Below are 23,858 nucleotides of genomic sequence, written 5' to 3'. Positions count from 1 at the left end.
GTCACCAGGGAGGTCCCGGCCCGTTGCCACGCCCAGCCATGGCGCGGTGAACCGAGCCGTCGTCATGCTCCCGCATCCACGCCCACGTCCACGGGAACTTGGGGGGCGGCCGGTGGCCGGCCGGGCGACGGCTACGGACTGCGGGCGTCGCGACGGTGGCGGGTGAGGGGGGCGATCAGGCGGTGCTCGCGCGGCGGGCCCCCACGTCGACGACGGAGGAGAGGACATCCACGGAACCAGGAGGGCGGGCCACCGCGGTCATCCGCCGGGCCTTCGGCGGCAAGACCGTGAGCGTTTGTCGTGCCCGGTGGTACCACCGCTCAAGCAGCTGGATGGCTGACGAATATAATCTGTCTCGTGTCGAAGCCTGACGAACTGCTGATTGACGTCGCCGCCCTGGTGGAGTCCGAGCAGAGCAATCAAATGTCCCTGACCGTGGTCACCGGTGGTGCTGTAATCACCGGTCGGCTGGCTCCCGAAGCAGTGTGGAGGCAGAGGGTGTCGGAGGTGCTGACGGATTCCGACCGGTTGGGCGAGTTCTCCGCCGTCTTCAAAACCGCCGCGACGAAGGGGCCGCCCACGCATCTGCACTTCCACGTCGCCCGGATCCTGCAGGGCACGGTGGGGATCCCGGAGACAGGCGGAATGTACCGCGTTGCGATCGAGGAGGTCAGCGCCTGGACCGTGGGCGACTTCAGCTATTCCGACCGCTGAGGAATCCCTGCGCCGACAACCCGCTGCACGCGGTGTGGTCCCGACCGGCGTGTGCCGGCCGGGACCACACCGCCGTCCAGGTGTCGGCCGGCGCCTGTTCCCTCGGTCGGACGGATACCGGGAGGCGAGCATCACGGAGCCTTGCTGAAGCGACCTGGGGAATGAGTTCGGGTGCGCCCAAGGGAAGGGCAGCAAGGGCGTGCGCTCGTCGCCGGGGACGTCGACGGCTCATGGCCCAGGAGTCCGGCAGCCGGAGGCCGCGCTGCGCAATTCTGGCTGGAACGCAACCGCCGGCGGCCGAAACTCGTCCCTTCCTCTCGAGCCGACGAGGCTTACGGAGATCTCGAACAAGCACGATGGGGGACGATCCATGAACCTGGCACCGCGCAAGAGCCGTCGCAGACCGGGCGCTGTCCGAGCGGTCGTACTGGGCGTATGCGCCGCGGGGGCGCTGGCCCTCACAGGCTGCTCCGGTGACGGCGGCACGGAGGGTACCGGCGGTGACGCGAAACCGAGCGTGACGGCGGCGAGCGGTACCGCCGCCAAGACGGGGGCGACCGCCGTCACGACGGGAAAGAAGCCCGCCACGGCGGCTTCGCCGGACGCAGGCAGTGGCGCCGAGTCCTCCACGGTCGTTCCGGTCGCTTCCAAGCCCCCTACCCCTACCCCTACGGCGACGAACTCGGTGAGCGCTGACGACGCGCCCGACGACTGTGACCACAAGATGCCCATCTCCCCCGACGAGATCGCGGTCTACCGGTACACGCCGGAAGGGGGATCTCTGAGCTTGATCGTCAAGCATGGCAACTGGGGGTGCGGCTCACCCGACTCGGACGGCGCACCGTTCGAGACCGTCGGCAAAGAGACCTACATCCCCATGGACCAGGCCGCATACGTCACGGTGACCAACCCCATCGTGGAAAGCACCGAGAATCAGCACATCGGCGTCCAGGAGTTCCTCGACTGGCTCGAGGCGCACCCGAACTCCGGGCTGGTGTTCACCTACCACCTCGGCAGCGACGGTGCCATCGACCACCTCGACGAGGTCTTCACCCCCTAACGGGCTCCGCCACGTCCGTCCCGGGCGTTGTGGACGTAGCCGCGCCTGCCGCAGCGGGGGGCCACTGCCCGGGACTGTGCCTGCGCAGGTCCTTCCTTGCGATGCTTGTCGCCGGGTCCGGGTCCGGGCGCCGAATGATGTCCGCGAAGACATCGAAGGCATCGCTTTCGTCCCCAGATGCGTATGTGTACTCCACAATGAAGGAGGACGGTATGGAGCCATTGGAACTCCGCCGCGCAGTCGAGGCAGGACGGGCGACCGCTTCGGAGCTGGGCCTTCAGGTCGACGACGTGGTCGTCATCCACAACTCGGATCGCGTCGCGCTGCACCTGGTCCCCTGCGATGTCCTGGCTCGGGTCGCACCGGCGGGGCAGCTGGCCGATTCCGAGTTCGAAGTAGAGGTTGCCCGCCGTCTCGCCGCCGTCGACGCTCCGGTGGCCGAGCTCGAGCCTCGGGTCGCCCCTCGAGTCTATTTGCGTGATGCCTTCGCCATCTCGCTCTGGACCTACTACGAAGGTGCGGAATCAGAGATCGCGCCGACCGACTACGCAGACGCGCTCCTGCGGCACCATGCCGCGCTGCGTCAGATCGATCTGGATGCACCGCATTTCACCGGTCGAGTCGCCGCAGCCCTCAGTGAGGTGAACGACCGGGAGCGGTCCCCCGAGCTGCCCGATCCTGACCGGGAGCTCCTCAGCGACACACTCAGTGAACTGAGCGCCGCGATCACCATCGAGAAGGCCGACGACGAGCTGTTGCACGGCGAGCCTCATCCGGGCAACCTCCTCAACACGAGGAGAGGGCCGCTTTTCGTAGACCTCGCCACGTGCTGCCGGGGGCCGGTCGAGTTCGACCTCGCCCATGCGCCCGAAGAAGTGGCAAAGCACTATGCGGGGGCCGACCACGCCCTCCTTCACCGGTGCCGCGCCCTGAACTGGGCGATGTTCTCGGCCTGGCGCTGGCGCCGAGACGACCAAATGCCTGACCGGAACCACTGGAGAGTGGCAGGGCTGAACGAGGTTCGTGCCGCGCTCGACCGCTGCGGACCGAGCTGAACTCGAGACAGAGGGGCTGGGTCCGGATCGGCGTGCGGATAGAGCGTCATCAGGTGGGCGGGGCTGCGGTCTCGGCTGCGCAAGGACTTCGCGAACCGGATCGGGGACAGCTCAGGTCGAGGGCTTCACGGCGCAGGTTCTGCGGCATGGCGTGCGGCATGGCGCCCTTCACCTTCAACGAGCAGCAGGTATAGGGCGGGACCGGCGGCCACCATGTCCTGGGTTCTGCGTCCTGGGTGGCTGTTCCGTGGACGGCCAAGCGCGGTCGTCGACCGTCAGGAACGGCTCGCCCAGCACGGTCGCCGGGGTTGAGCCGGTGAACGCCATGACGTCCCGATGCAGATGGGACTGGTCGCAGTAGCCGCCGTCCGCCGCGACTCGGGCTGCGCCTTCACCCGTGAGCAGACGGTGCACGGCGCGGTCGAAGCGGACCAGCTTCGCGGCGGCTTTCGGCGGAATACCGATGTACGAGTGGAACCGGGACCACAGACGCTTGCGGCTCCATCCGAGTTCGGCCGCCAGGTGGTCGATCCGTACGAGGCCCCGGCCGGCGACGATCCGGTTCCAGGCCCAGGCCACCGCCGGGTCCATCGGCGACCGCGCCTCAAGTCGGCGGGCGAGCAACGTGTTCATGCAGGCGAAGCGGTCCTCCCACGAGGGGATCTCGGCCAGCCGCTCGCGAATCCGAAGACTTCGCCCGACATCAGTCTCTTCAACACCAAGGGCCGGCCTGCCGGCCTGCCTGCCTGCCTTGCCGGGACTTCCGCGGATCGCTGTCGTCATGCGACCGGCCGTCACGAGGCAGCCTTCCTCAACGGTGATCCGACTCCGGGCCGACCACGGCGGCCCGGAACTCCCCCGCTGGTTCGCCGGCATCGGGTCATCGACACCGCTCGCACACCAGGGCTGCCATGAACGCCGAGCTCAGGGCTTGTCAGAGACCTCGGCGACGTTGTCGGCACCGGCCGCTTCGTCCTGCGCCATGCCGAGAAAGCGCCGGATCGCTTCTACCGGCATGTCGAGTCCCTCAGAAGCGGACTGCTCGTCGCCGAACACCTGCACTGCCTCGGTGACCGCCACGGCCAGTTCGACCTCTGCCTTGCGGGCCTTGGCCTCGGCCTTGTCCACGGTGTCCACCACCGCCAACTGGCGGCGCTGCTTCTCCTGAAGTCTCTGCTTACGGGAGAGGGTCTTGTCAAAGCTCTGCACAGACATGACCAAGATCATAATCAGTCGCATGCGCACCCATGAAATCGGCAACTCACCAGCGTCACAGGGGTTCACGGCTCGAAGAATCGGCGTCGCGGGCGAGGGACACACGGTGGCCGGACGGGTCGGACATCGGGTGTTGGCGTCCTGTGCCGGCCGGCTGGAAGAGGCGGGCGCTCACCTGCTGCGTGAGGTTGTCGAGGATCTCGCGCAGCCACGGACTGCGGACGGCTGGTAACCGGACCAGGGTGTGCTGGAACGCTCCCGGGTCGGCCCGGAACAGGTGACGGGGGCGCGGCGCGGGCAGCTCGTCGCGGAGGACGCCGTCGGGCATGCCGCCCGACGCGGGGACCGGCAGGGACGGCTCGGGGAAGGCAAGCCACAGCCAGATCCCGAACGGCAGCGGTACCGGGTACGCCGAGGCGGCCGGGCCGGCCGCGGTCCAGGCCTCCCCCGTCTGCGGATGGGCCGGCACGAGGAGGATCTCGGCGTCCGCGTCCGGGGTGGGCCGACCCGGTCCGGCCAGGACGGCGTGCCGCCTCGGAGGACCAGCGGGCAGCAGGGCGCCGAGGGAGCGTCGGAACACTTCCGCGACCAGTCCGTCCGGAACCGTCATCGGCCTGCCCTCCGAGGCCGCCAGCAGGTGGGCGAGCGCCCGGCCGCCCGCAGCCTCCCACCGCGGGCTCCAGGACCACCAGTGGTTCAGCCCCACCCGCGATCCCCACGTGGTGATCGGTTCGAACGGGGGCGTGCCCTTCCCCTCCGCCATCAGCTCCGCCCAGGAGTGCGGTACGGCGTCGTTGTCGTTGTCGTTGTCGACAACCACCCAGTGTCTCCGGGATCAGCACGGTCCCGCGCGTGTCTCCAGGTGCGATGACGATCGCGCCGGGCGCGCCGTCGGACGGTGCGTAGACCGGCGCGTTGCCACGGGCCGCCGCCTCGTCCGGGTCGATGTCCTCCCACTTCCGCCACGGCGGCCCCCAGGGCTCCGGGTCCGCAGCGAACGTGCCCGACTCCATGAGCACCGGGAGCTGAAGCCCGTTCCCGTACTTCTGATGGGCATGGCCGGCAGGGCGACCTGGGACAGCGGGGCGGTCAGTCCGGCGCCGCACCCCGCACAGACGAAGACGAAGACGAAGAAATATCCTCCGCTTGCGAAACAGAGGCCATCGTCGCAGCTCGGCAGCGGCCGGCCAACGTGTTTTCGCCACCGGTCGGCATGCCCGACTCCCTTGTCCTGCAAGTCACTTGACGCACAACTGGTTTCCTGACCTGTCAGATACACAAGGGGAACTTCCTCTATGGTGTTGTGTTCATGACAGACACCTCAGACGCACGCACCCCCCTCGCGCGCCGCGCCGTGCTCGCGGCCACCGGCGCCACCGCCGCGGCCCTGGCCGTGGGCGTCGCGGCCACGAACGAGGCCCCCACAGTCGAGACGGACGACACCGCCCCCGTCGCCGCCGCGGCCGTCTGCACCCTCACCAGGGAGATGACCGAAGGCCCCTACTACCTCGACGGACAGTACGTTCGCGCCGACATCACCGAGAGCAAGCCGGGTATCCCGCTCAAGCTGGCTCTCACCGTCGTCGACGACGACACCTGCGCCCCCCTCTCCAACGCCCTCGTGGAGGTATGGCACGCCGACCACCTCGGCGAGTACTCCGGCTTCGTGGGCGCAAACGGTCACAGCGAACCGGACGACGGCACCTTCCTGCGCGGCGGGGTTCTCACCAACTCAAGCGGCGTCGCCAACATCACCACGATCTATCCCGGCTGGTACGTGGGCCGCTGCATCCACATCCACGTCAAGGTCCACGTCAACGTCACCCTGACCTCGGACGGCTCCTTCACCGGCGGCCAGGAACTCCACACCGGCCAGCTCTACTTCAGTGAGACGATCACGACCCGCGTCGGCAGGCTGTCCCCGTACTCGGCCAACAGGGTCACCCGCACCACCCTCGCCCAGGACTCCGTCTACGACGGCGGAGGCGCCGCTTCCGGCCTCCTGACCCTGACGGCCCTGGGCAGCTCGACATCCTCCGGGTACGCGGGGACGCTGACCCTCGGGGTAGAGCGCTGACCATCTGACCTCAATCACCTGACCTTCCTCGTTCCGGCTGGGCGTCACCGGGTCTGCGGTGCCGCCCGGCCGGCCTGCCGGGGGGCTGCCCCCAAGGGTCGCCCCGGGCGGCACCAGCCGCAGGAACCCGCTGGGCAGGGGTCAGGGTTTCCAGAACCAGGAGAATCGCGGTGGTCACGGCCTCGCCGGTAGGCACATGGTTGTCATTTCAGGCCCCGCAGCCAGGCACAGGTGGCGGTGCGGGCGCCGAACGACGCGTAGCGGCAGATGCCGTAGGCCTAGTGGTTGAAGGAGTTCATGCCGACGGGCCCGAATCCGGTCTCTTCGGAGGAGGAGTTCCATCGCTCCCAGACCGTGGTGACACCGTCGGCGAGGTCAAGGGCGACCCGACAGCCGGCCGACTCGGGCTGCATCCGGGCGCGTAACCCGGGGGTCTGAACGCCGGTGCCGTCGCTAGACGCGGCGGAGTGACGACCGACGGAACCGCTCCGGCATGCGAGCGCCACCACGCAGCGGCCGTCGCCCTGCCGGACCCGCCCCGTCACGGGCGGCGCGCCCGTTCGGCGGTGCCCCCCGCGCTGCGGCGGCGGCCAGGGGGCTGCCGGCGGCGGCTCCGTGAACCCCGTCGCTCAACGAGAGCGCCCGGACCGCCCGGACCACCGGGACCGCCCGGACCACCGGGACCACCGGGACCACCGGGACCACCGGGACCACCGGCAGCGTCCGAAGGAAGCCACCATGCCCCGCACCGGCTACATCGGCTGAGCGGCAAGGGCTCACAGCCGCGGGCCCGCTTCGGCTGCGGTCGGCCGGCCGCGATCACCATGCCAGTCCAGTATCAAGACCGTGGCATCGTCCCTGAGGCTGCCATGGCATGCCCCGAGCACCGCCGCGGTCAGGACCCGGACGGCCTCTCGAGGATGCAGCGCACTGGTGCTCTCAATGAGGGAGGCCAGGTCGACTGCCCCGGCACCGCGCTCCTGCATACCGTCGGTCAGCAGGACCAGACGGTCTCCAGGACGCAAGTGCAACTCCTGGAGACGATAGGAAGTAGGCGCCGCCACCCCGAACGGCAGATTGACGGCAAGCCTGACCTCCTCGACCCTGCCCTCACGCAGCCGCAGCGGCCACGGATGACCGGCGTTGACCAGTTCACACAGCCCGGATCGGAGATCGACACACAGCAACTGCCCCGTAGCCAGCCCACGACTGTGACTCAGCAGCGCCTGATGAGCATGACGCGCCTGCTTCAGCGCATCACAGCCACTGCGGCGCGCCTGCCGCAACGCACCCACGAGCAGCGTGGCCAGCAACGCCGAATTCGTGTCGTGCCCCATCGCATCGGTGATCGACAGGTGCAGCGTGTCCCGGTCCAGCGTGTAGTCGTAGGTGTCGCCACCGATGTCATCGGCCGGAACCAGTCCGGCGGCCAACGTGAACTCGGCCGCCTCACAGCACGACGCCGAGGGAAGCAACTGGTGCTGGATCTCCGCCGCCAAACTCGTCTGGGTCGTACGCCGGGACAGGTGATACAGATCGGTGAAACGGCGATCCGTGACGATGATGTAGGCCAACGCGTGCGCCGCGGCGGACACCTGCCGCAGCACCGAGTCATCCACGCACTGCAGACTCACCTCCAACACACCGATACAGTCACCGCGGTTGGTGACCGGCGTGATGACGCGCCGTCCGCCCTGGCCGTCCGGTTCCACATGCTGACGCTGGCTCCGCAGAACGCTGTCATAGACACTGCCCCGCAAGTCGACCGGCCCGGTGTCATCTCCGTCCTCACCGCCTGCCGCGGCCAACCGCACCAACCGCTGACCGATGAGGTCGACGAACAGGAAAGACACCCGCTCCGCACCGAACCGCTTCTGCAGATCGTGTGCCACCACGTCGACGGACTCTCCGGGCGGGGCCGCTTCTGCAGCGGCCAGCAACTCGCCCAGCTCCAAATCTCTATCCACCACGACAACCTCCTAACGGCTGCCACAACTCCTTCCCCAACCCCACCCAACATCACCTGGCATACCCATCCTGGCTGGTCAGGGCGGCGGTCCCGACCCGCGCAAGAGGCTGTCCGACCCGTAAACCCGCTATCCGGAACCGGGGCCCGCCGAGCGGTACGCCGGCCGAAGCGGCGACCTGGGCGCGTTGACCACGCCGGGGTTCCGCTCAGCTCCCCGCGGTGACTTCGGCAGCGGTGAGCCGAACCCGTGACGGCGACCGGCCAGGGTCCCGATACCGGTGATCCGGGTCGTCCCTCGCTCTCAAGGCACCGTGCGGCGTACCGGTGCCACATGAAGATGTACAGAGTCCTCCGACCAGTCGACCAGGCCGGCCGGTCACCTGCGCGTCGGCGTGAGCCAGACAGGGCACGGAGAGCGACACTGGTCGGGCGGGGGCGTGTACTCGTACGCTGATGCGCATGTCAGCGCCCGTGGGACCGCCGCCGCCCGAGGATTCGGTTCCCCGCGTCATCCCCATCGCCAAGCCCGTTCCCATGACGCTGCTGCCCGCCCGCACGTGGACGCATGAGCAGTGGACGCGCATCCAACAGGGTTTCATGGGGCGGGACATGGAGGATAAATGGGACATTCTGATCGACGGGCGGATCGCCGTCGTGCGCAGGAGCTGGACGGGACACATCTTCTACGAGGCGACGTTCGAACCCGTCGACGGCGGCTGGTGGATCGCCTCGGCGGTGACCGGGGCCGATGACCGGCGGAGCCGCAGTCCTGGTGACGCGTACGCGATCGACGAGGAGAACGGCGTGATGCTGGAATGGATGATCAGCGGCATTCTGCTGGGCGAGGCCGATGAGGACCTGCAGTACCGGCTGCAGACCGTTCTCGACCAGTCGGACCGCTCGGGCGAGGCGCTGCCCCGGCTGACCCTGCACACCGCGCTCGGTCTGCGTACCGTCCTCTGACCGTGCTCGACGACAACCGCGCCCCCGACGGACTGGCCGGATCGACCACGACCCCGGTCCTGCCCGCTCGCTCGCTCGTCCGGGACTCCGTCGGCGTCACGGTGGACCGCGCCGGGCGCCTCGGCCCGGCCTGGCTGTCCGGCGTTCCGACCTGCTGAACAGCGGCAGGAGCGGTCGAGCGGGCGGGTCATCCACCCCGCTCGGCGGAGGGCGGCGTACCGCCTGGCGACGTCACCCCGGTCCGCAGGGCGCTGGTGCCGTCAGTGCTGCCACCAGTCGCAGGCGGTCGGGACGGTGTTTCTCCGGGACCACGCGTACGGCCGCGAAGTCGTCCAGCCGACCGCCAAGGCGGGGGGTCCTGCGCAGGGTCAGCCGGTCTCCCGGCGCGATCAGACCGTCCAGGACAGCCTCGGCGAGCAGGTGGTTCAGGTGGATCAGGGCCTCCGACACAGTGCAGTCGACGGTGGCCAGGCAGAGGTCCCGGCGGACGGGTGGACGGCCCGTCGGCGGACCGTCGTGCGACGGGGGGCGGGGTATCTCGAACGCCGGATCCTCGCCGACCGGGACCTCCACCGGGGCCTGCAGGAGTTTCAGCAGGCGGCGCAATGCGGCGGTGGCCTCAGGCGGGCCGGGGGCGGTCCAGGCGGCCGACCGGTCGGGAGCGAGACGGGTCAGGGGGAATCGGGCTCGGAGCTGCTCCGGGTTGCCCGCGAGGAACACGGTCCGGGTGAAGGCCCGCCGCCAGGCGGCCGCCTCCTGGGCGCCCAGTCCCAGGGTGTAGGCGCAGGTCTGCCGGGCCCAGGCCGCCAGGTCCAGGTCCCGCACCACCACGGCCACGACGGTGTCGTCGGCCTCGTCGGCGGTGACCGCCGCGCCGGCCGCCGTCAGGCCCGCCGTCGTCGAGAGGTCGTGGCGCGAGGCCAGTTCGGGCCGTGCGCGGCGCATGCGCTCCCCCGCGGCGGCCCGCAGGGCCCGCTGTGCCGTGTCGGTGGCGGCGTGAGCGCTCGCGTCCGACATCAGAGGTACACCCCCGTCAACAGATCGCCCGACGGGCGGCGGCGTCTGCCGAGGAGGGACGACGTCAGCCGGTAGGGGTCGATGTGGAGGTGGGATCCGCGGTGGCGGGCCACCCGCTCGGCGAGCGGCGGAGCGGACGGCTCCGGGTCCGCGTCTGCCGCCGCCAGGAGACGCTCGGCGCGGCCGAGACACTGGTGCAGCAGGTCGGGCCGGTAGCTCTCGGCCTGCCCCGGTCCGAGGACGGCGACGAAGTACAGCCGCATGCCGAGGCGCACGGCCTCCGGACTGTGCCCGGATCGCGCGGCGGCGAGCAGAGCACGGGCGTCGTGGTCGCGCCAGCCGCCCTCCCGCGCGGAGCGGATCGTACCGTCGATCGGCACCCGTCCGACGGGTATCCGGACCACCGTGGGCCCGAGCGCGGTGAGGACGCGGGCGAGGCGTTGGTAGTCGGGATCCAGCTGGCTGTCGTAGAGCAGGACGACCTCGTCGTACTCCGGTGCCAGGGGCAGGAGTTCACGAAGGGCGCAGGCCAGGTAGTTGGGCCGGCCGTCCGCGCTCACCAGGGTCCGCAACGGTAGTCCGTGGCGGGTGAGGTCGAGGTAGACGGGGCCGCCGAGAGCCCGCTGGTCCAGGCACATTCCGAGGGCGTCGAGCCGGGCGACCACCTCGGTCAGGCCGAGTCCGGGCGGTTGGTGGGCGAGCAGTCCGGGGTCGGTCAGGCCGAGTTCGGTGTACTGCCCGGCCCAGATACGCAGGACCGCGACGGCGACGGGGTGCGTCCAGCCGTCTTCGACGGCCTGTGCGTAGGGGCGCAGGGCAGCTGCCGGCACCTTCTCGTCGGCCGCGCGGAAAGCGACGTACAGCTCCCCGATGTCGCGCTCGTCGAGGGAGGAGTACCCCATGTCGCCGTACCGGCGGTCGAGGAACTCCCAGAAACCCAGGGTCTGTTCGGTGGGGTGGTAGGTGGTGTGGCTGTAGCGGAGGGTGACGTCGGCGACATGCCGGGTGGCCCGGTACATCACGTCCGACCACAGGAGTCCCTTGAGGTGACTGGGAGTGAGCGGCTTGGACGGCGTGACGGTGACCGGGGCCAGCAACACCCGGTGCCGGGCGGGCCGGGGCTCGGCGGGCCGCAGCTCGGCGTGCCCGGGCTCGGGCCGTCGGCGCGTGGCGACCGCGGTGGTGAACGCCGTAGCCGCGCCTTCCGTTCCGGTGCCGTTCCCGTTCACCGAGGTGCTCGCAGTGAGCCGTGGACGAAGAACACGCGACGCTCTCCCGGTACGTCACGGGGCGGTACCGGATCGGGCCAGCGGCCGAAGTCGGCTCCCTCGTCGCCGGGTTGGAGAGCCGTCACCGTGTACCCGCAGGCGTCGAAGAGGATCTCGGGCTCGTCGAAGCCGGACACCCATGGGGTCCCCCAGCCCTCGAACACGGAGAGCAGGGGCCTCATCTGAGGGAGTGTCAGGGCAGCGCTGTTCACCAGGTCGGCGGCGATCCCGCTGCCGGGCGTGGAGCAGGCGGCGATCCTGTTCAGCAGCCGGTGCACCTCGTCCCGCGGAAGGTAGTACAGCAGGCCTTCGAGCACCCACACCGAGGGGCGGGCCGGGTCGTACCCGCTCGCCCGCAGGGTCTCCTCCCAGTCGGGTCCGGTCAGGTCGGCCGCGACACTGCGGAGGTCCGCGCGAGGCGTGGCCTCGGCCAGCCGCTCTCTCTTGTGGCCGAGGAGAGCGGGCCGGTCGATCTCGAACAGCCGGGTTCCGTCCGGCCAGGGCAGACGCCAGGCCCGGGTGTCGAGACCCGCGGGCGCCAGCACGACCTGGCGCACGCCTCGTTCATGGGTGAGGTGGCGCAGATGGTCGTCGAGGAAACGGGTGCGGATCGCATTGAAGTCGGGGGTGCTCGGCACGTCCTGGCCGTCGGTGCGACGGCCGGTGACCGCGGCGACCTCCGCGAGCAGTGCCCTGCCGGTTGACCCGGCAAGTCCGGCGGCGTACGGGTCCGTGTAGAGCCGGTCCGCTCGGCTCGTCTCGGCGGCACGCAGCGCCGCGGTGAGCAGCGCGGTGCGTTCCAGCGCGGTCAGCGCCGCCGGGTCACCGGTGGCGGGGTTCTGGTGCGTGGTCATGCGCGCTCCTCCCTGGGCAGCGGGCCGGGTGCCGTCCCGGCGGGACCGACGAGCCGCTCCCACTGGCCGGAGTCCTGACGGAAGAGCCGGTCCTTGACCTGGGTGGGCCGTACACCGCCGGCGACTGTGTCGTGCCAGTCGCGCAGGAAGGCGTCGGCGGGCAGCCGGAGCGTGGCGGGTGCGGCGAGCCGGCCGGCGGCCCGTGCCTTGCGGTAGCCCATCGACTCGCGGGCCAGTTCGTCGTCGAGCCGTGCGGTGAACGCGTCGGCCTCTTCCTCGTGCCACGGGCCGGCGGGCGCCACGGCGAAGACGTACCGGCCGGTGCCGCCCTCGCTGTCCACCCGGGTGGCTGCGTTGCGCAGTTCGAGCCCGGTGGCGTCGAGGGCGCCCGACAGGGCCCGGGTGACCTGGGCCTCGCGCAGCCGCTCCCCCGCGTGGTCGCTGCGGGTGGCGCGCCCCGCGTAGGCGAGACGGGGCACGCCGTGCGCCCGGTCGACGACCCGGACGACGTCCCCGACGGCGTAGCGGTAGAGACCGCCGACGTGGCTGAAGACGACGTGGTAGTCGCGCCCCGGTTCGAGATCCTCCGGCAGCAGGGTCTGCGTGTCGGGCGTGAGGTCCTCGTCGGCGTCGACGAACTCGTACACGGAGGCGGTGACGACGAGGCTTCCCGCGCTGCCGTGCCGGTCCAGGGCGACAGCCACCGGCCCCTCGGAGGCGGCCACCGGGGCGGGCAGTACGGTCACATCGGCGCCGAACTCCTCTTTCAGCCGCGGCAGATAGAGGGTGGCGAGGCCGGTGGTCCAGCAGAACAGCGCGCGCATCCTGGGCCACACATGGGCGGGCCGTACGGTGCCGAACCGGTCGGCGAGCCGCTCCAGTTCGGCCGCGCGGTCCGGATCGGGGCTCCCGTGGGGACGGCCGCCGAGCGTGCCGTCGCGGATCTCCTTGACGATCCGCGGCCACCACAGCCGCAGTTGGTGGGGCAGGGCCGCGACCATGGCCGGGTTGATCCCGATGACGCAGCGGACGTCACCGGCCACCGCGAGACGCAGCCGCAGATACGTCTTCTCCAGGTGGTCGTGCGCGGCGACCGGCACCGGCAGTTCCGCCCAGGGGGCGTCGGTGCCGGGCTCGGCGGAGAGGGGCTCGCCGAAGGTCTCGCCGAAGTTCACCTGGCTGGCGCCGACATGGGGCTTGCCGGAGCTCGTGGTGGGCGGGACGGCGATCGGGTCGTGCTTGAGGTTGAGCACCGCGCCGGGACGGTCGAGAACCTCGGGGAAGTGGGCGACGAGCGGTGCCCAGGCCGCGTAGTAGAAGGGGAAGAACGAGGTGCGCATGAAGCGCCGGGTCACCGGGATCTTCTTGTGGGCACCCGTGCTTCCGCTGCTGGTGAAGAAGACGGCGGGCCGGTCGGCGGTCAGGACGTTCGCCTCACCGGCCGCGCTCCGCTCGATCCAGGGTTCGAGGTCGGCGTACGTCTGGATGGGCACCGCCCGGCGGTACTCGTCGAGGTTGCGTATGCGGCCGAAGCCGTGGGCGGTGCCGTAGTCGGTTCCGGCGTTGAACTCCAGCAGGTCGTCGAGGACGCGGCGCTGGTGTCCGGCCGGGTCGGCGAGGGCGGCCAGCAGCCGGGCCCGTTCCGCGTAGACCCGCGCGGTGTAGCGACCCGCGCGGTCCGTTTCTGTCTGCGGGTCAGCCGAGTTCATGGGTGATCAGCTCCCGTACGGTGGCCGCGGTGCGCGCGGCGTCGGTCTGCTCCGCGAGGACGGTGACGGGCAGGTCCCGTATCTCCTCGCGCACGAGCCGGTCGAGGTCGGTCTGGTAGCGCCTGAAGCCGTACGGCTCCGGCTGCGGACCGTAGTACTCCAGGCAGTTGAGGTCCGCGCCGTCACGCGAACGGTGCCAGGCGCTCTTCGGGCTGACATGGAGGTAGATGACCCGGCCCGGCCGGGGAAAAGACCGCCACCAGGTCAGCAGGGGGTCGTCGGGAACACCGGCCAGCCTGCACTTCGCGAGGAACTTGTAGTAGTAGGAGTCGACGACGGCCGGGGTCAGCGGATCGCCGTTCATGAGCTGGTCCCGCAGATGCACGACCGCCGTGTGCATCATCGCGGCAAGGAAATCCGGGGACCACCGGGTCTCGTTGGGTGCCACGTCCTTCACCACGTCCCGGCGCAGCCGTCCGATCAGGGCGTGCTCGGGCGCGAGAAAGGTGTCGTCGACCGAGACCAGACGCCAGGGCGTGGCCGTGCGCCTGAATTCGGCGAGCACCGACGACTTTCCCGCGTAGTCCGGCCCGAGAAGAACGAAGAACTGCGGGACGGAGCCGCCCCGGGACTGTCCCTTTCCAGGCCCGCCGCTCACCGGGTCCGACGGGCCCTGGGCTGTTGGGTCCGGGACTTTCAGGTCCGGGACTTTCGGGTCCGGGACTTTCGGGTCCGGGACTTTCAGGTCCGGGACTTTCAGGTCCGGGACTTTCAGGTCCGGGACTTTCAGGTCCGGGACTTTCAGGTCCGGGACTTTCAGGTCCGGGACTTTCGGGTGCGAGGCCGCATTGTCGCGGCTGAAAGGCATAGTGCTTTCCCTCTCCTTTTCCTCTCCGCTGCCGGTCCCGCCGCATTTCCCGCCGCGGTGCCGTCTTCGCCCGTCAGCGAAGGCTTCGGGACACGGCGATGACTGCGTCGCCGGCGCGCTCGCCGGTGGGGCGGGCTCGTCAGCCTGTCGTGGGCCGCTGTCCCCACGCGGAGATCAGCAGGGTCGTCATGTCCTGGCCCCGGGGGGTACCGAGGGCGTCGAGGAAGTCGGTGAGCTGCTGGGCCGTGACCAGGCCGCTGTCCACCAGGGTGTGTCCCTCCTGGCGCAGCCGGGTGCCGATCAGCTCGTCGTCGGCCGACGACTGGCCTGGGCCCGCGGGGGTGACCTTCGAGTCGACGTTCGCCAGCCCCGCCCGGCTCAGGGTGGCGGGCAGGGCACGGGCCCACCGCATGTCGGCGCCCTGGGCCTCCATCCGCTGCACATAGGCCCCGACGAGGGCTCTGCCGACAGGGGTGGGGGCGTGCTCCGCGGGGAGGTAGTAGAAGTCCTCCGCCACCAGCCAGCCGCCCGGCGCCAGCCACCGCGTGATACGGCCGAGCGCCTCCTCGGGTTCCGGCAGGTGCTCCAGAACGGCACGCACGAGGATCAGGTCGAACGCCCCCTCGGGCAACTCGGCCGTGGTCAGGTCCGCCTGACGCACACTCAGGTTGGCGGCACGGGCGGGATCGAGATACCCGGTGTCGGTGTCCAGCGCGAGCACCGATCCCTCACTGACCCGTTCCGCCAGCCAGTACGACATGGACCCGGCGCCGGCCCCGAGGTCCAGGCACCGCCAGGTGGGTGCGAGGGGCAGCCGGCCGACGATGCCGGTGGTCACCACGTCGTACTTCTTCTCGAACAGCCGTAGCTGGTCGATTGGGGAGAGCTGCCCCTTGGTCAGCGATCCGGTGCTCCGGGCGGCCTCTGCGTCCGTGGTCATGCCTGTCTCTTCCTCCGGGCGAGTGCGGGTGGCGGACGGCCGATGGCGGACGGCCGATGGCGCGGTGGGCGAGCGGACGGCGGGCAGCCGGTCTCAGGCCGCGAGGGTCTCGGCGACCAGGGTGCACAGCAGGAGGTCCGGCGGTGCGACCTCCAGGTCGCTGATGTCCTGCTGCCCGGCCGCGTTGCGCCGATCGGCCATGTACGCCTCGAAGGCGTCGCGGTCGGCCCACTGCGGGTAGTTGACGTACGTCCTGCCGTCGGGGCTGATGTACGGCGTCGCCGAGACGAACCCGGGGAAGTCCTTCTTCCAGCCGCCGCTGCGGCGCAGCAGGTCCGCCATGGCCTCGGCGGCTGCCCGGTCGGCGACGTACCGGGTCGCGACACAGACCAGCCCGGGTGGACTGCCGGCCGCCGGGCCCAGCACACCGGGCGACGGGGTGCCGCCGACCAGGTCCGTGCGGAGGGTGACGGTTGGGCCGAGGCGGTTCAGGAGTGCCTCGCCGAGACGGGCCGGGTAGTGGTCCCGGGCGCTCGCCTCGTCCCGCCAGGCCACGGTGTGCACGACGACGTCCCCGTCGAGGCCCAGGTGGGTGCGGGAGGAGACGAATCCGTCCAGGCGGCGGATCCAGCCGACGACCTCCTCCTCCACCGCCGTGACCGTCTTCCGCGAGGTGTGCGGTCCGTCCGTGCGCAGGGTGAGGAAGGTACGGAACCCCTCCCCCGCCCCCTCAGCGGAAGTCATCGGCGAACTCCGCGGCCCACTCGCGGAAGGTGCGCGGCGGACGGCCGATGACCTCTTCCACCGTCGTGGTGATCAGCTCGGGCTCCTGGGTGAGCATGGCGAAGTAGTCGAGGGCACCGCTGGCGTAGGCAGGCGGCCAGCCCGCGCCGACCATGGCCTGCAGCGCGGCCTCGGCCGGTACGTCCTCCCAGCTCAGCTCGCGCCCGATCAACTCACCGATGATCTCCACCTGCTCGATCTGGGTGAGGACCTCGGGACCGGTGATGACCAGCCGCCGGCCCGCGAGCCCACTGCTGGTCAGGGCACGGACCGCGACGGCGGCGACGTCCTCCTCGTGGATGGACGAGCGGGCTGCGGCGCCGTAGGGGGAACGCACCACGCCGCTCGCCTTGATCTGCTGGGCGTATGAGAGCCGGGCGTTCGCCGTGAACCCGGTGGTCTGCAGGAACGTCCACTCCAGGCCGGTCTTCTCGATCAGCCCTTCGAGGTAGGCATGGCAGTTGTTGTCGGCGTGCTCGTAGCCGATGTGCACCCCGATCGAGGAGACGAAGACGACACGCCTGGCATGCCGCTGGATGCGCTCCAGGACCGCCGGGGCCGTGTCGACGTTCAGGGTGAAGAACGGCCACATCAGCAGGACGGACTCCACGCCGTCGAGGGCGGGCAGCAGACTGTCGGGGTCGGCCAGGTCGCCGTGGAAGACCTCGACTCCCTCGTCGGGTATGCGTCCCGCCCTGGGGTCGTCCGCCAGGAGCAGGGCGCGGGTGGTGACGCCCTCGCCGATCAGCTGACGGACCACGTTGGGGCCGACGTTTCCGGTGGCTCCGATGACCAGAGCCGTAATGTCCGCGCCCATGACCCTCTCCCTTTCCGTTGACTTCGTTGGATTCCCGCGGTGGATCTCCTGCGGGCTCCTCGGTTTCCCGGCTGTTCTCCGGAACGGATGAATTGCTCGCCTGATCGCAGGAGATGTGCGACCTGGCCGCTGATTCCGCCCCGACGCTATTTCCCGGGAATTCGGGCTACAGCTTCACAGTCCGGGAATCCGACGGGCAAGGAGATTTCTCTAAGATTCCGCGAAGTTTCCGGCCGACGGTGCGGGGCCGGTCAACGGCGCTCGGCGACCACGTCCAGATCCAGCGTGAGATGACGGCCCATGGACCCCTTGCCCTTCGTCACACCGAAGGCGTACCGGTCGACGGTGGTGACCGCGTGGCACACCAGTCGCCGTTCGTCCCCGGAGACTCCGTCGAGGGTGAGTGCGGCCGGCTTGCTGATCCCCCGCACGGTCAGGCGCCCGTGGAGCAGGTAGGCCCCGTCACCGGCCTCGACGCGCTCACCCCGGAAGTGCATCTCGCCGTGCGTGGCGACGTCCAGGAACCCGGCCTGACGGACGTGCGCGTCACGCTTCTCGTTGCCGGTGTCGATACTGGCGGCGGAGACGACCACCTCGACTGTCGAGGACTCCACGGGGTTGTCCACCACCACCTCGCCCCCGGTCACGGCGAAGGTGCCGTGCACGACGGCCAGTCCGAAGAAGTTGCGCATCCGGAACCGGACGGTGGATTGTGCGGGATCGATGGTGTACGTGCCTGCCTGGGGCTTGAACTCCACCGCGTTGCCGAAAACGGCCATGTTGCACTCCTCTGCGCTGTCGGAAGAAGGGGGACCGGCAGCTGCGTGCGCGACCGGCTCCCGTACACCGCCCGCCGGACGCCGGGGCCTGGGCCCCTTGAGCGGGTCCGGAGGGCGGAGGGATTCGAGTGCCCGTCAGGCCGTGACGGGGTCCGGACGTTCGGCGCTCCGCTCGGAGGCGCGTCCCGTCTGCCGCGGTACCAGCGCGGCGGCCACGGCGGCGAGGACGACGGCCGCGGTCCCGGCCCACAACGCCGGCGTGAGTCCGTCGACGAACTGGCGGGCCGACGCGTAGCCGCCCTGCGCGGAGAAGACCGCCGACACGGTCGCGACGCCCAGCGCTCCGCCCACCTCGCGCAGCGCGTTGTTGGAGCCGGAGGCGATGCCCTGTTCCTCGGCGCGCACGCTGCTCATGACCAGGTTGGCCGTCGGGGCGAAGAAGAAGCCCATACCCAGGCCGCTGATCACGAGGGCCGGGACCAGTTCGGGGTAGGACACGCCGGGAGAGACGACCAGGGCGAGGAGCCCGAGCCCGGTGGCCTGGAACACCAGTCCCGTGACCACGACCGGTTGTCCGCCGAAGCGGTCGGAGAGCCCGCCGGCGATCGGCGCGGCGATCATCGGCATGGCGGTCCACGGCAGCATGCGCACACCGGCCTCCATCGGCGAGTAGCCACCGACGTCCTGCAGGAACTGGCTGAGCAGGAAGATGGACCCGAACATGCCGACGAACATGAAGAGGCTGGCGGCGTTGACGGAGGCGAAGGCACGGTTGCGGAAGAGGCGCATGGGCAGCATCGGGTTCGCCGCGCGTGTCTCGTAGAGGACGAACGCCACGAGCAGGACGGTGCCGCCGATCAGGCCGGTGAGGATGCGCGCGCTGGACCAGCCGTCGCCGTTGCCGCGGATCAGCGCGTAGACGATGCCGAAGAGGCCGGCGCTGACCAGTGCGGTGCCGGGCAGGTCGAGCCGTGGGGTGGGGCCGCGGCTCTCCTCCAGGCGCAGCAGGCCCAGGGGGACGAGTACGATTCCCAGCGGCACGTTGATCCAGAAGATCCACTGCCAGGAGATGTGCTCGGTGAGCGTGCCGCCGATCAGCGGACCGGCGGCCACCGCGAGGCCGTTGACGGCACCCCAGATACCGAAGGCGGCTCCTCGCCGCTCGGGTGGTACGGCGGCGGACAGCAGGGTGAGGGTGAGCGGCATCATGATCGCGGCGCCGAGTCCCTGGACGGCCCGCGCCGCGATGAGGGCCTCCATGCCGGGCGCGAGGGCGGCGCCCGCGGAGGCGGCGGTGAAGATGCCGAGGCCGACCGTGAACAGCAGCCGGCGGCCGAACCGGTCGCCGAGGGCGGCACCCACCATCAGGAGCACGGCGAAGGTGAGGGTGTAAGCGCTCACCGTCCACTCCAGATCGCCCAGTCCGCCTCCCAGGTCCTCGCGGATGGAGGGCAGCGCGGTGGTGACGACGAGGTTGTCGAGGGCGGCCATGAAGCCGGCCGCGCTGGCGATGATCAGCGTCCATAACGCGGTGTCTCGACGGGCTGGCGGTCGGTCTTCCATGACACTCCTTGGGGGGTTCGGTGATGGCTGGTCACGGCCCGGCCGACGCTGCGGGCAGGATCTGGGTCGTGTCCGCGAAGTACCGCTGCCCTGCGGGGCGGACGGGGCTGCTTCGCGGACAGGACCTAACCGCCGACCGCGTGCAGACCGCCGTCGACGTGGACGACCTCGCCGGTCGTCTTCGGGAACCAGTCGGACAACAGGGCGGTCACGCCCCGCGCGGCGGGTTCGGGATCGTTGATGTCCCACTCCATCGGGGAGCGTTCGTCCCACACCCTGACCAGGTGCGCGAAGCCCGGAATGGAACGTGCGGCGACCGTCTTGATCGGACCCGCGGAGACCAGGTTCACGCGTATGTTCCGATCGGCCAGATCGCGCGCGAGGTAGCGTGACGTCGATTCGAGAGCGGCCTTGGCCACGCCCATCCAGTCGTACATCGGCCACGTGACCCGCGAGTCCAGGCTCAGACCGACCACGGAACCACCGCGCCGTTCCAGCAGCGGCAGCAGTGCCGTCGTGAGGGACTTCAGGGAGAACGCCGAGATCTCGACGGCCGTCGCCACCGAGGACCAGGGGGTGTTGAGGAAGTTGCCGCCGAGGGCGTCCTGCGGACTGAAACCGATGGAGTGCACGACTCCGTCGAGGCCGACGCCTTCGCCGAGGTGTTCGCCGACCTGGGCGGCGAGGTCGTCCAGGTGCTGCTGGTTCTGGACGTCGAGTTCGATGATCGGGGCCGGCTTCGGGAGTCGCCGTGCCGCCCGTTCCACGACCGCGAGCCGGCCGAAGCCGGTCAGGACCACCTCGGCCCCCTCCTCCTGTGCGAGGCGTGCCACGTGGAAGGCGATGGAGAAGTCGGTCAGGACGCCGGTGACCAGGATGCGCTTGCCTGCGAGGATTCCACTCATGGTGCTCAGTGACCCATGCCCAATCCGCCGTCCCGACAGGACAGGACGGCTCAGCTGGTAGTGGTGTGTGAGGCTGCTGCTCATGAGGGCGCACGGCGTTCACCGCCCCGCCCACACGTAAACTATACTTTACCTTCGCTGGCGAAGGCCACACCACGCGCTCCCGCGCCAGAAAACGCAAGGGATCGGCCGCGTGCACCGGGAGGGCATCCGAACTCCGCACAGAGGAAGCTCCGTCGACACCTCGCCGACACCCCGTGGACTTTTCGTACGAGGACCACTCCGTCACCAGGGGGCGACGCGCCACGGGGCAAAGGCGGAACGGGGGCGCTCGAGCGCCCGCGCGCCGGAGCGCGGGTGAGGTTCCGGCAGACGTCAGCCGCGGCCGGTCGTGGAGGGGCCGGACCGCTCGTCGAGGGCGTCGAGCATCTGGAGGAGCTGACGGCGCATCGCGGGAGTCATCTCCCCCGCCCGCATCGCGATGGTGCGCACCTGACGGTCGGTGAGCTTGCGCTCCAGCTCTTCCTGCTCCTCGACCTCTTCGACGCCGAGCAGATAGGCGGCCGTGATGGGCGGCATGCCCGGCGCCCGGCGCTCGTCGAAGAACTTGGCGATGGCCTTGACGACCGCGATCGTCGGGTTGACGTTGCGCCCGGAGCGCAGCGCCGCGAGGTAGACGCGGGAGACCGTGGTGTCGTGGGACGGATCCTCGGTGATCTTCCGGGCCACGTACGGGGTGGAGTACGCCTGGGTGCGGCCGTTGCCGTCCTCGTACGTCACCGACGCGAAGAGATCGTTCAGGCTCTGGGTGAAGTCACCGGCGGGCCGAGGCCAGCTCGTGGCCCCACTGTCGCCACCCGCCACAGCGTGCTCCTCTCCGCACCCGGCCAATGTAAATGCACCCCCCGACTTTACAGGAGAAAACCCTGGGCAGACAGCGTGTCCCGCTTGACCGCCGGGCCGAGGAGGCGATGCCGTACGGGCTCCAGGGACGGCACTGGGCCGGGCCGAGTTGCAGTGACGCACGCCGAGGACAGGCCCCGAAGAGCGCGGGACGGTGGAGGGACGCGGTCGGCGACACCCCTGCGGAGCGGTGAGTTCGACCGCGTCGGTCCGCGGGTGGCGTCAGTCGCGTACGGACCCGGCAGTCCGGGTGTGCGAACCGGCCGGGCTCGCAGGGACCTTGTCCGAAGCCTGGACGATTGTCAACGCCCTGGACAGATCGACCAGCCATCGCGCGTCCGAATCCAGGTCGTGGCCGCCGCCGTCCGGGACGGCGCACCGCTCGCCGGCGGGGATGTCACGGGCCCTGCGCTCCAGCGCCGCGGCCACCACCGCGGCACCCGTGTGGATGTCCAGCTCCCTGCCCGCGAGTCCGCGCGCCGCCCCCTCGGCCCGCGCGTCCCGCTCGACACCGAGGGCGCAGTACGGCGTGAGACGGACCAGGCCGTCCCGTATCTCGATCACCCGCCGGTAGTAGGCGCGGGCGCGCCAGGGCCAGACATACGAACTCCGGGTCCACCACGGCTCGGAGGTGCGCGGCAGAGCCAGTTCGGGATAGGCGTCGTGCAACGCCCCCCACAGCGGGCCAAGTTCGCGGAAGACGGCGCGCCGCGCGATCACGGCCGAGACCCGGCCGACCAGTTCGACGGTGACGGGGTGGGTGACCCCGCCGACCAGCATCCACACGCCGAACAGGGCGGTGATGTACCAGATCGTGTTCAGCACGCCCTGCACATCCGGGTCCACGGTGAACATCAGCTGGGTCAGTACCGAGCAGACCTTGAAGACGCAGGCGAAGAGCTCGGCGACCAGCGCGACCGACAGGATGCGCAGCGCGTTGCGCAGGTTCCTGCGGATCGTGACGACGGAGTACACCAGCGACCAGCGCATCGCCATGGCGGCGACACCGCCGATATAGCCGGACACGATCATGACGAAGACGGCCGCGCTGCCGTGGCTGCGGTTCAGCCACTCGCCGGGAGAGGCGCGCAGGGCTTCGGGCGAGGCTGCCCACACCGCGGTGGCCGCGGCGACGAACACCAGCAGGCAGGAGACGGCGAGCGTCTGGGACCGGTCCTCTTCCGGCCCCGCGGCCGACATGTGGAAGAACTGCAGCAGCCAGAAGGCGGCCGTCATGCACACCACGCAGGTGACCAGCACGTTGACGCCTCTGGTCGTGGTCAGCAGCCAGGAGTAGACGCTGGGGTGGAAGAGCACCAGAGCCGACGCGATACAGACGGTGCACCTGGCGATGGCCTTGAGCGGCCGGTCGTCGGGCACCCGCCGGGCGTGGAGGACCCTGCTCGCCGCGCACAGAGCCACCATGAGGTCGATGTAGGTGCAGATGAAGATCTTGATGTGCACGGCTCACCCCGTACCGGGAGGGCGGACACGGCCCACGGCCGACGCCGCGCCGGCCGGGTCGATCCGCCCGGCCGGCGTCACGCGGGTCACAGCCAGGACGTCCGGTTCCCGAGGGCCTGCCCCATGCGTTCGAGCACGGGGTCCTCCGGGTCGGCAGTGCCGTCGAAGCCCTGGCAGACGCCGCGCATGGCGGACCGTTCCAGAATGATCGTGGCGATCAGTTCCGCTTCCAGCTCCTCTTCCGAGTCGTAGACCGTACGCATACGCACGCGACCGGCGTCGGAGTCGTGGCGCATGGGGTCCGCCGCGGGTACCGAAAGATGACCGACCAGGATATGGCCGACCTCGTGAAGGATGATGTGGTCCTGATGCGGACGCGTGGTGTCCTGCTGATAGAAAATCACGTCGGCGGTCTCGGTGGCGACGCAGACCCCCAATGGCCCGGGCGACTCGAGCGGGTACGGGATCAACCGAATTTCGCGGTCCCGGCGATCACCCAAACGCTTGCATAAGTCGTGCACATCGAGCGGATACCCAACTTCGAGGTCTCGTAAGAGATTGCGGCATCGCCGCCGCAACCTGCGCTTCCTCATGTTCCCCCTAAGACAGGGTGCCACTGTGCTGGTATATCTGGCGGTCTCGGCCAACTCTAACCCAGCGAGGCCGAGTTGCACAGAAACATTTACATGGCCGTAACATGCGTCGACCCGCTTCCGGACCGGGCCAAGTCGGGCACATGCCCCGCATCAGGCCTTCATCCACCACGACGGCCTGATCGACAACTGGGTGAACACGATACGCGTGGCATTCACCCTCCCGGCGTCCGCCAAACATCCTCGATGCGATCCAATAGATAATTCCAGAAACCGGCCATCTGAAATTCGCCAGGCGCGCCTACTTGCTTCGGCGGCGCCGGCCTTCCTCGATCACGTGAC

General features: G+C 70.0%; 23 protein-coding genes and 2 pseudogenes. 6 read left to right on the top strand and 19 right to left on the bottom strand.

Going from position 1 to position 23,858, the window contains the following annotated elements:
* Positions 1-357 precede the first annotated feature (357 nt).
* The 3 genes from ACFWBB_RS23375 (at position 358) to ACFWBB_RS23365 (ending at position 2,829) form a co-directional block, all read left to right on the top strand.
* Positions 358-714 (top strand): hypothetical protein, encoded by a 357-nt coding sequence (locus ACFWBB_RS23375; protein ID WP_385275688.1) that lies wholly within the window; start codon positions 358-360, stop codon positions 712-714.
* A 370-nt stretch (positions 715-1,084) separates the two neighbouring features.
* Positions 1,085-1,774: a hypothetical protein gene (locus tag ACFWBB_RS23370; RefSeq protein ID WP_385275685.1), complete on the top strand. Its 690-nt coding sequence runs from the start codon at positions 1,085-1,087 to the stop codon at positions 1,772-1,774.
* A 212-nt stretch (positions 1,775-1,986) separates the two neighbouring features.
* The gene (locus ACFWBB_RS23365; protein ID WP_385275682.1) at positions 1,987-2,829 is read left to right on the top strand and encodes a phosphotransferase family protein; all 843 of its coding nucleotides are present in this window, start codon (positions 1,987-1,989) and stop codon (positions 2,827-2,829) included.
* Positions 2,830-3,003: 174 nt separating this feature from the next.
* On the opposite strand, the pseudogene ACFWBB_RS23360 reads toward ACFWBB_RS23365, so the two are convergent.
* From ACFWBB_RS23360 to ACFWBB_RS23350, 3 genes and pseudogenes are all read right to left on the bottom strand, one after another.
* Positions 3,004-3,519 (bottom strand): annotated as a pseudogene (locus ACFWBB_RS23360) (helix-turn-helix domain-containing protein); the annotation flags it as partial.
* A 234-nt stretch (positions 3,520-3,753) separates the two neighbouring features.
* Positions 3,754-4,044, bottom strand: coding sequence for a hypothetical protein (locus ACFWBB_RS23355; RefSeq protein ID WP_385275679.1), 291 nt, complete (start codon positions 4,042-4,044; stop codon positions 3,754-3,756).
* A gap of 55 nt (positions 4,045-4,099) precedes the next feature.
* A pseudogene (locus tag ACFWBB_RS23350) lies at positions 4,100-5,224 on the bottom strand (hypothetical protein).
* Between the two features lie 129 nt (positions 5,225-5,353).
* Between ACFWBB_RS23350 and ACFWBB_RS23345 the strand changes: the two are divergent.
* Positions 5,354-6,121, top strand: coding sequence for an intradiol ring-cleavage dioxygenase (locus ACFWBB_RS23345; RefSeq protein ID WP_385275676.1), 768 nt, complete (start codon positions 5,354-5,356; stop codon positions 6,119-6,121).
* Between the two features lie 278 nt (positions 6,122-6,399).
* Here the strand turns inward: ACFWBB_RS23345 and ACFWBB_RS23340 are convergent, their stop codons facing one another.
* Complete coding sequence (locus ACFWBB_RS23340; RefSeq protein WP_385275772.1) at positions 6,400-6,534, bottom strand: hypothetical protein; 135 nt, start codon at positions 6,532-6,534, stop codon at positions 6,400-6,402.
* Between the two features lie 363 nt (positions 6,535-6,897).
* The gene (locus ACFWBB_RS23335; protein ID WP_385275673.1) at positions 6,898-8,091 is read right to left on the bottom strand and encodes a PP2C family protein-serine/threonine phosphatase; all 1,194 of its coding nucleotides are present in this window, start codon (positions 8,089-8,091) and stop codon (positions 6,898-6,900) included.
* A gap of 458 nt (positions 8,092-8,549) precedes the next feature.
* On the opposite strand from ACFWBB_RS23335, the gene ACFWBB_RS23330 reads away from it, so the two are divergent.
* Positions 8,550-9,053, top strand: a complete 504-nt coding sequence (locus ACFWBB_RS23330) for a hypothetical protein (RefSeq protein ID WP_385275670.1) — start codon at positions 8,550-8,552, stop codon at positions 9,051-9,053.
* Between the two features lie 2 nt (positions 9,054-9,055).
* Positions 9,056-9,211 (top strand): hypothetical protein, encoded by a 156-nt coding sequence (locus ACFWBB_RS23325; RefSeq protein WP_385275667.1) that lies wholly within the window; start codon positions 9,056-9,058, stop codon positions 9,209-9,211.
* A gap of 73 nt (positions 9,212-9,284) precedes the next feature.
* Here ACFWBB_RS23325 and ACFWBB_RS23320 read toward each other — a convergent pair whose 3' ends face one another.
* The 14 genes from ACFWBB_RS23320 to ACFWBB_RS23255 form a co-directional block, all read right to left on the bottom strand.
* Positions 9,285-10,070: a DUF6182 family protein gene (locus ACFWBB_RS23320; protein WP_385275664.1), complete on the bottom strand. Its 786-nt coding sequence runs from the start codon at positions 10,068-10,070 to the stop codon at positions 9,285-9,287.
* On the bottom strand, positions 10,070-11,299 hold the full coding sequence (locus ACFWBB_RS23315) for a hypothetical protein (protein WP_385275661.1): 1,230 nt from the start codon (positions 11,297-11,299) through the stop codon (positions 10,070-10,072). The genes ACFWBB_RS23320 and ACFWBB_RS23315 overlap by 1 nt, the downstream gene beginning before the upstream one ends.
* The gene (locus ACFWBB_RS23310; protein ID WP_385275658.1) at positions 11,296-12,192 is read right to left on the bottom strand and encodes a class I SAM-dependent methyltransferase; all 897 of its coding nucleotides are present in this window, start codon (positions 12,190-12,192) and stop codon (positions 11,296-11,298) included. The genes ACFWBB_RS23315 and ACFWBB_RS23310 overlap by 4 nt, the downstream gene beginning before the upstream one ends.
* The gene (locus ACFWBB_RS23305) at positions 12,189-13,901 is read right to left on the bottom strand and encodes a GH3 auxin-responsive promoter family protein (RefSeq protein WP_385275655.1); all 1,713 of its coding nucleotides are present in this window, start codon (positions 13,899-13,901) and stop codon (positions 12,189-12,191) included. Before ACFWBB_RS23305 ends, ACFWBB_RS23310 begins: the two co-directional genes overlap by 4 nt.
* The gene (locus ACFWBB_RS23300; protein WP_385275652.1) at positions 13,888-14,466 is read right to left on the bottom strand and encodes a hypothetical protein; all 579 of its coding nucleotides are present in this window, start codon (positions 14,464-14,466) and stop codon (positions 13,888-13,890) included. Before ACFWBB_RS23300 ends, ACFWBB_RS23305 begins: the two co-directional genes overlap by 14 nt.
* A gap of 442 nt (positions 14,467-14,908) precedes the next feature.
* A complete protein-coding gene (locus ACFWBB_RS23295) occupies positions 14,909-15,709 on the bottom strand; it encodes a class I SAM-dependent methyltransferase (protein WP_385275649.1) in 801 nt (266 codons plus the stop codon).
* Between the two features lie 93 nt (positions 15,710-15,802).
* A complete protein-coding gene (locus ACFWBB_RS23290) occupies positions 15,803-16,453 on the bottom strand; it encodes an antibiotic biosynthesis monooxygenase family protein (RefSeq protein WP_385275646.1) in 651 nt (216 codons plus the stop codon).
* Positions 16,440-17,309: an NAD(P)H-binding protein gene (locus ACFWBB_RS23285; RefSeq protein ID WP_385275643.1), complete on the bottom strand. Its 870-nt coding sequence runs from the start codon at positions 17,307-17,309 to the stop codon at positions 16,440-16,442. Before ACFWBB_RS23285 ends, ACFWBB_RS23290 begins: the two co-directional genes overlap by 14 nt.
* A gap of 251 nt (positions 17,310-17,560) precedes the next feature.
* The gene (locus ACFWBB_RS23280) at positions 17,561-18,088 is read right to left on the bottom strand and encodes a YceI family protein (RefSeq protein ID WP_385275640.1); all 528 of its coding nucleotides are present in this window, start codon (positions 18,086-18,088) and stop codon (positions 17,561-17,563) included.
* A 135-nt stretch (positions 18,089-18,223) separates the two neighbouring features.
* A complete protein-coding gene (locus ACFWBB_RS23275; protein ID WP_385275637.1) occupies positions 18,224-19,651 on the bottom strand; it encodes a DHA2 family efflux MFS transporter permease subunit in 1,428 nt (475 codons plus the stop codon).
* Between the two features lie 125 nt (positions 19,652-19,776).
* The gene (fabI, locus tag ACFWBB_RS23270; protein WP_385275634.1) at positions 19,777-20,556 is read right to left on the bottom strand and encodes an enoyl-ACP reductase FabI; all 780 of its coding nucleotides are present in this window, start codon (positions 20,554-20,556) and stop codon (positions 19,777-19,779) included.
* A 375-nt stretch (positions 20,557-20,931) separates the two neighbouring features.
* Complete coding sequence (locus ACFWBB_RS23265; RefSeq protein ID WP_385275631.1) at positions 20,932-21,420, bottom strand: hypothetical protein; 489 nt, start codon at positions 21,418-21,420, stop codon at positions 20,932-20,934.
* A 261-nt stretch (positions 21,421-21,681) separates the two neighbouring features.
* The gene (locus ACFWBB_RS23260; protein WP_385275628.1) at positions 21,682-22,923 is read right to left on the bottom strand and encodes an MAB_1171c family putative transporter; all 1,242 of its coding nucleotides are present in this window, start codon (positions 22,921-22,923) and stop codon (positions 21,682-21,684) included.
* Between the two features lie 86 nt (positions 22,924-23,009).
* A complete protein-coding gene (locus ACFWBB_RS23255; RefSeq protein WP_385275625.1) occupies positions 23,010-23,516 on the bottom strand; it encodes a hypothetical protein in 507 nt (168 codons plus the stop codon).
* Positions 23,517-23,858 lie beyond the last annotated feature (342 nt).

It is taken from the genome of Streptomyces sp. NPDC060000 (genome assembly GCF_042737375.1).
Taxonomy (GTDB): Bacteria; Actinomycetota; Actinomycetes; order Streptomycetales; family Streptomycetaceae; genus Streptomyces.
The sequence above is the reverse complement of the archived record's forward strand: the minus strand, read 5'-3'. Positions and strand labels throughout refer to the sequence as shown.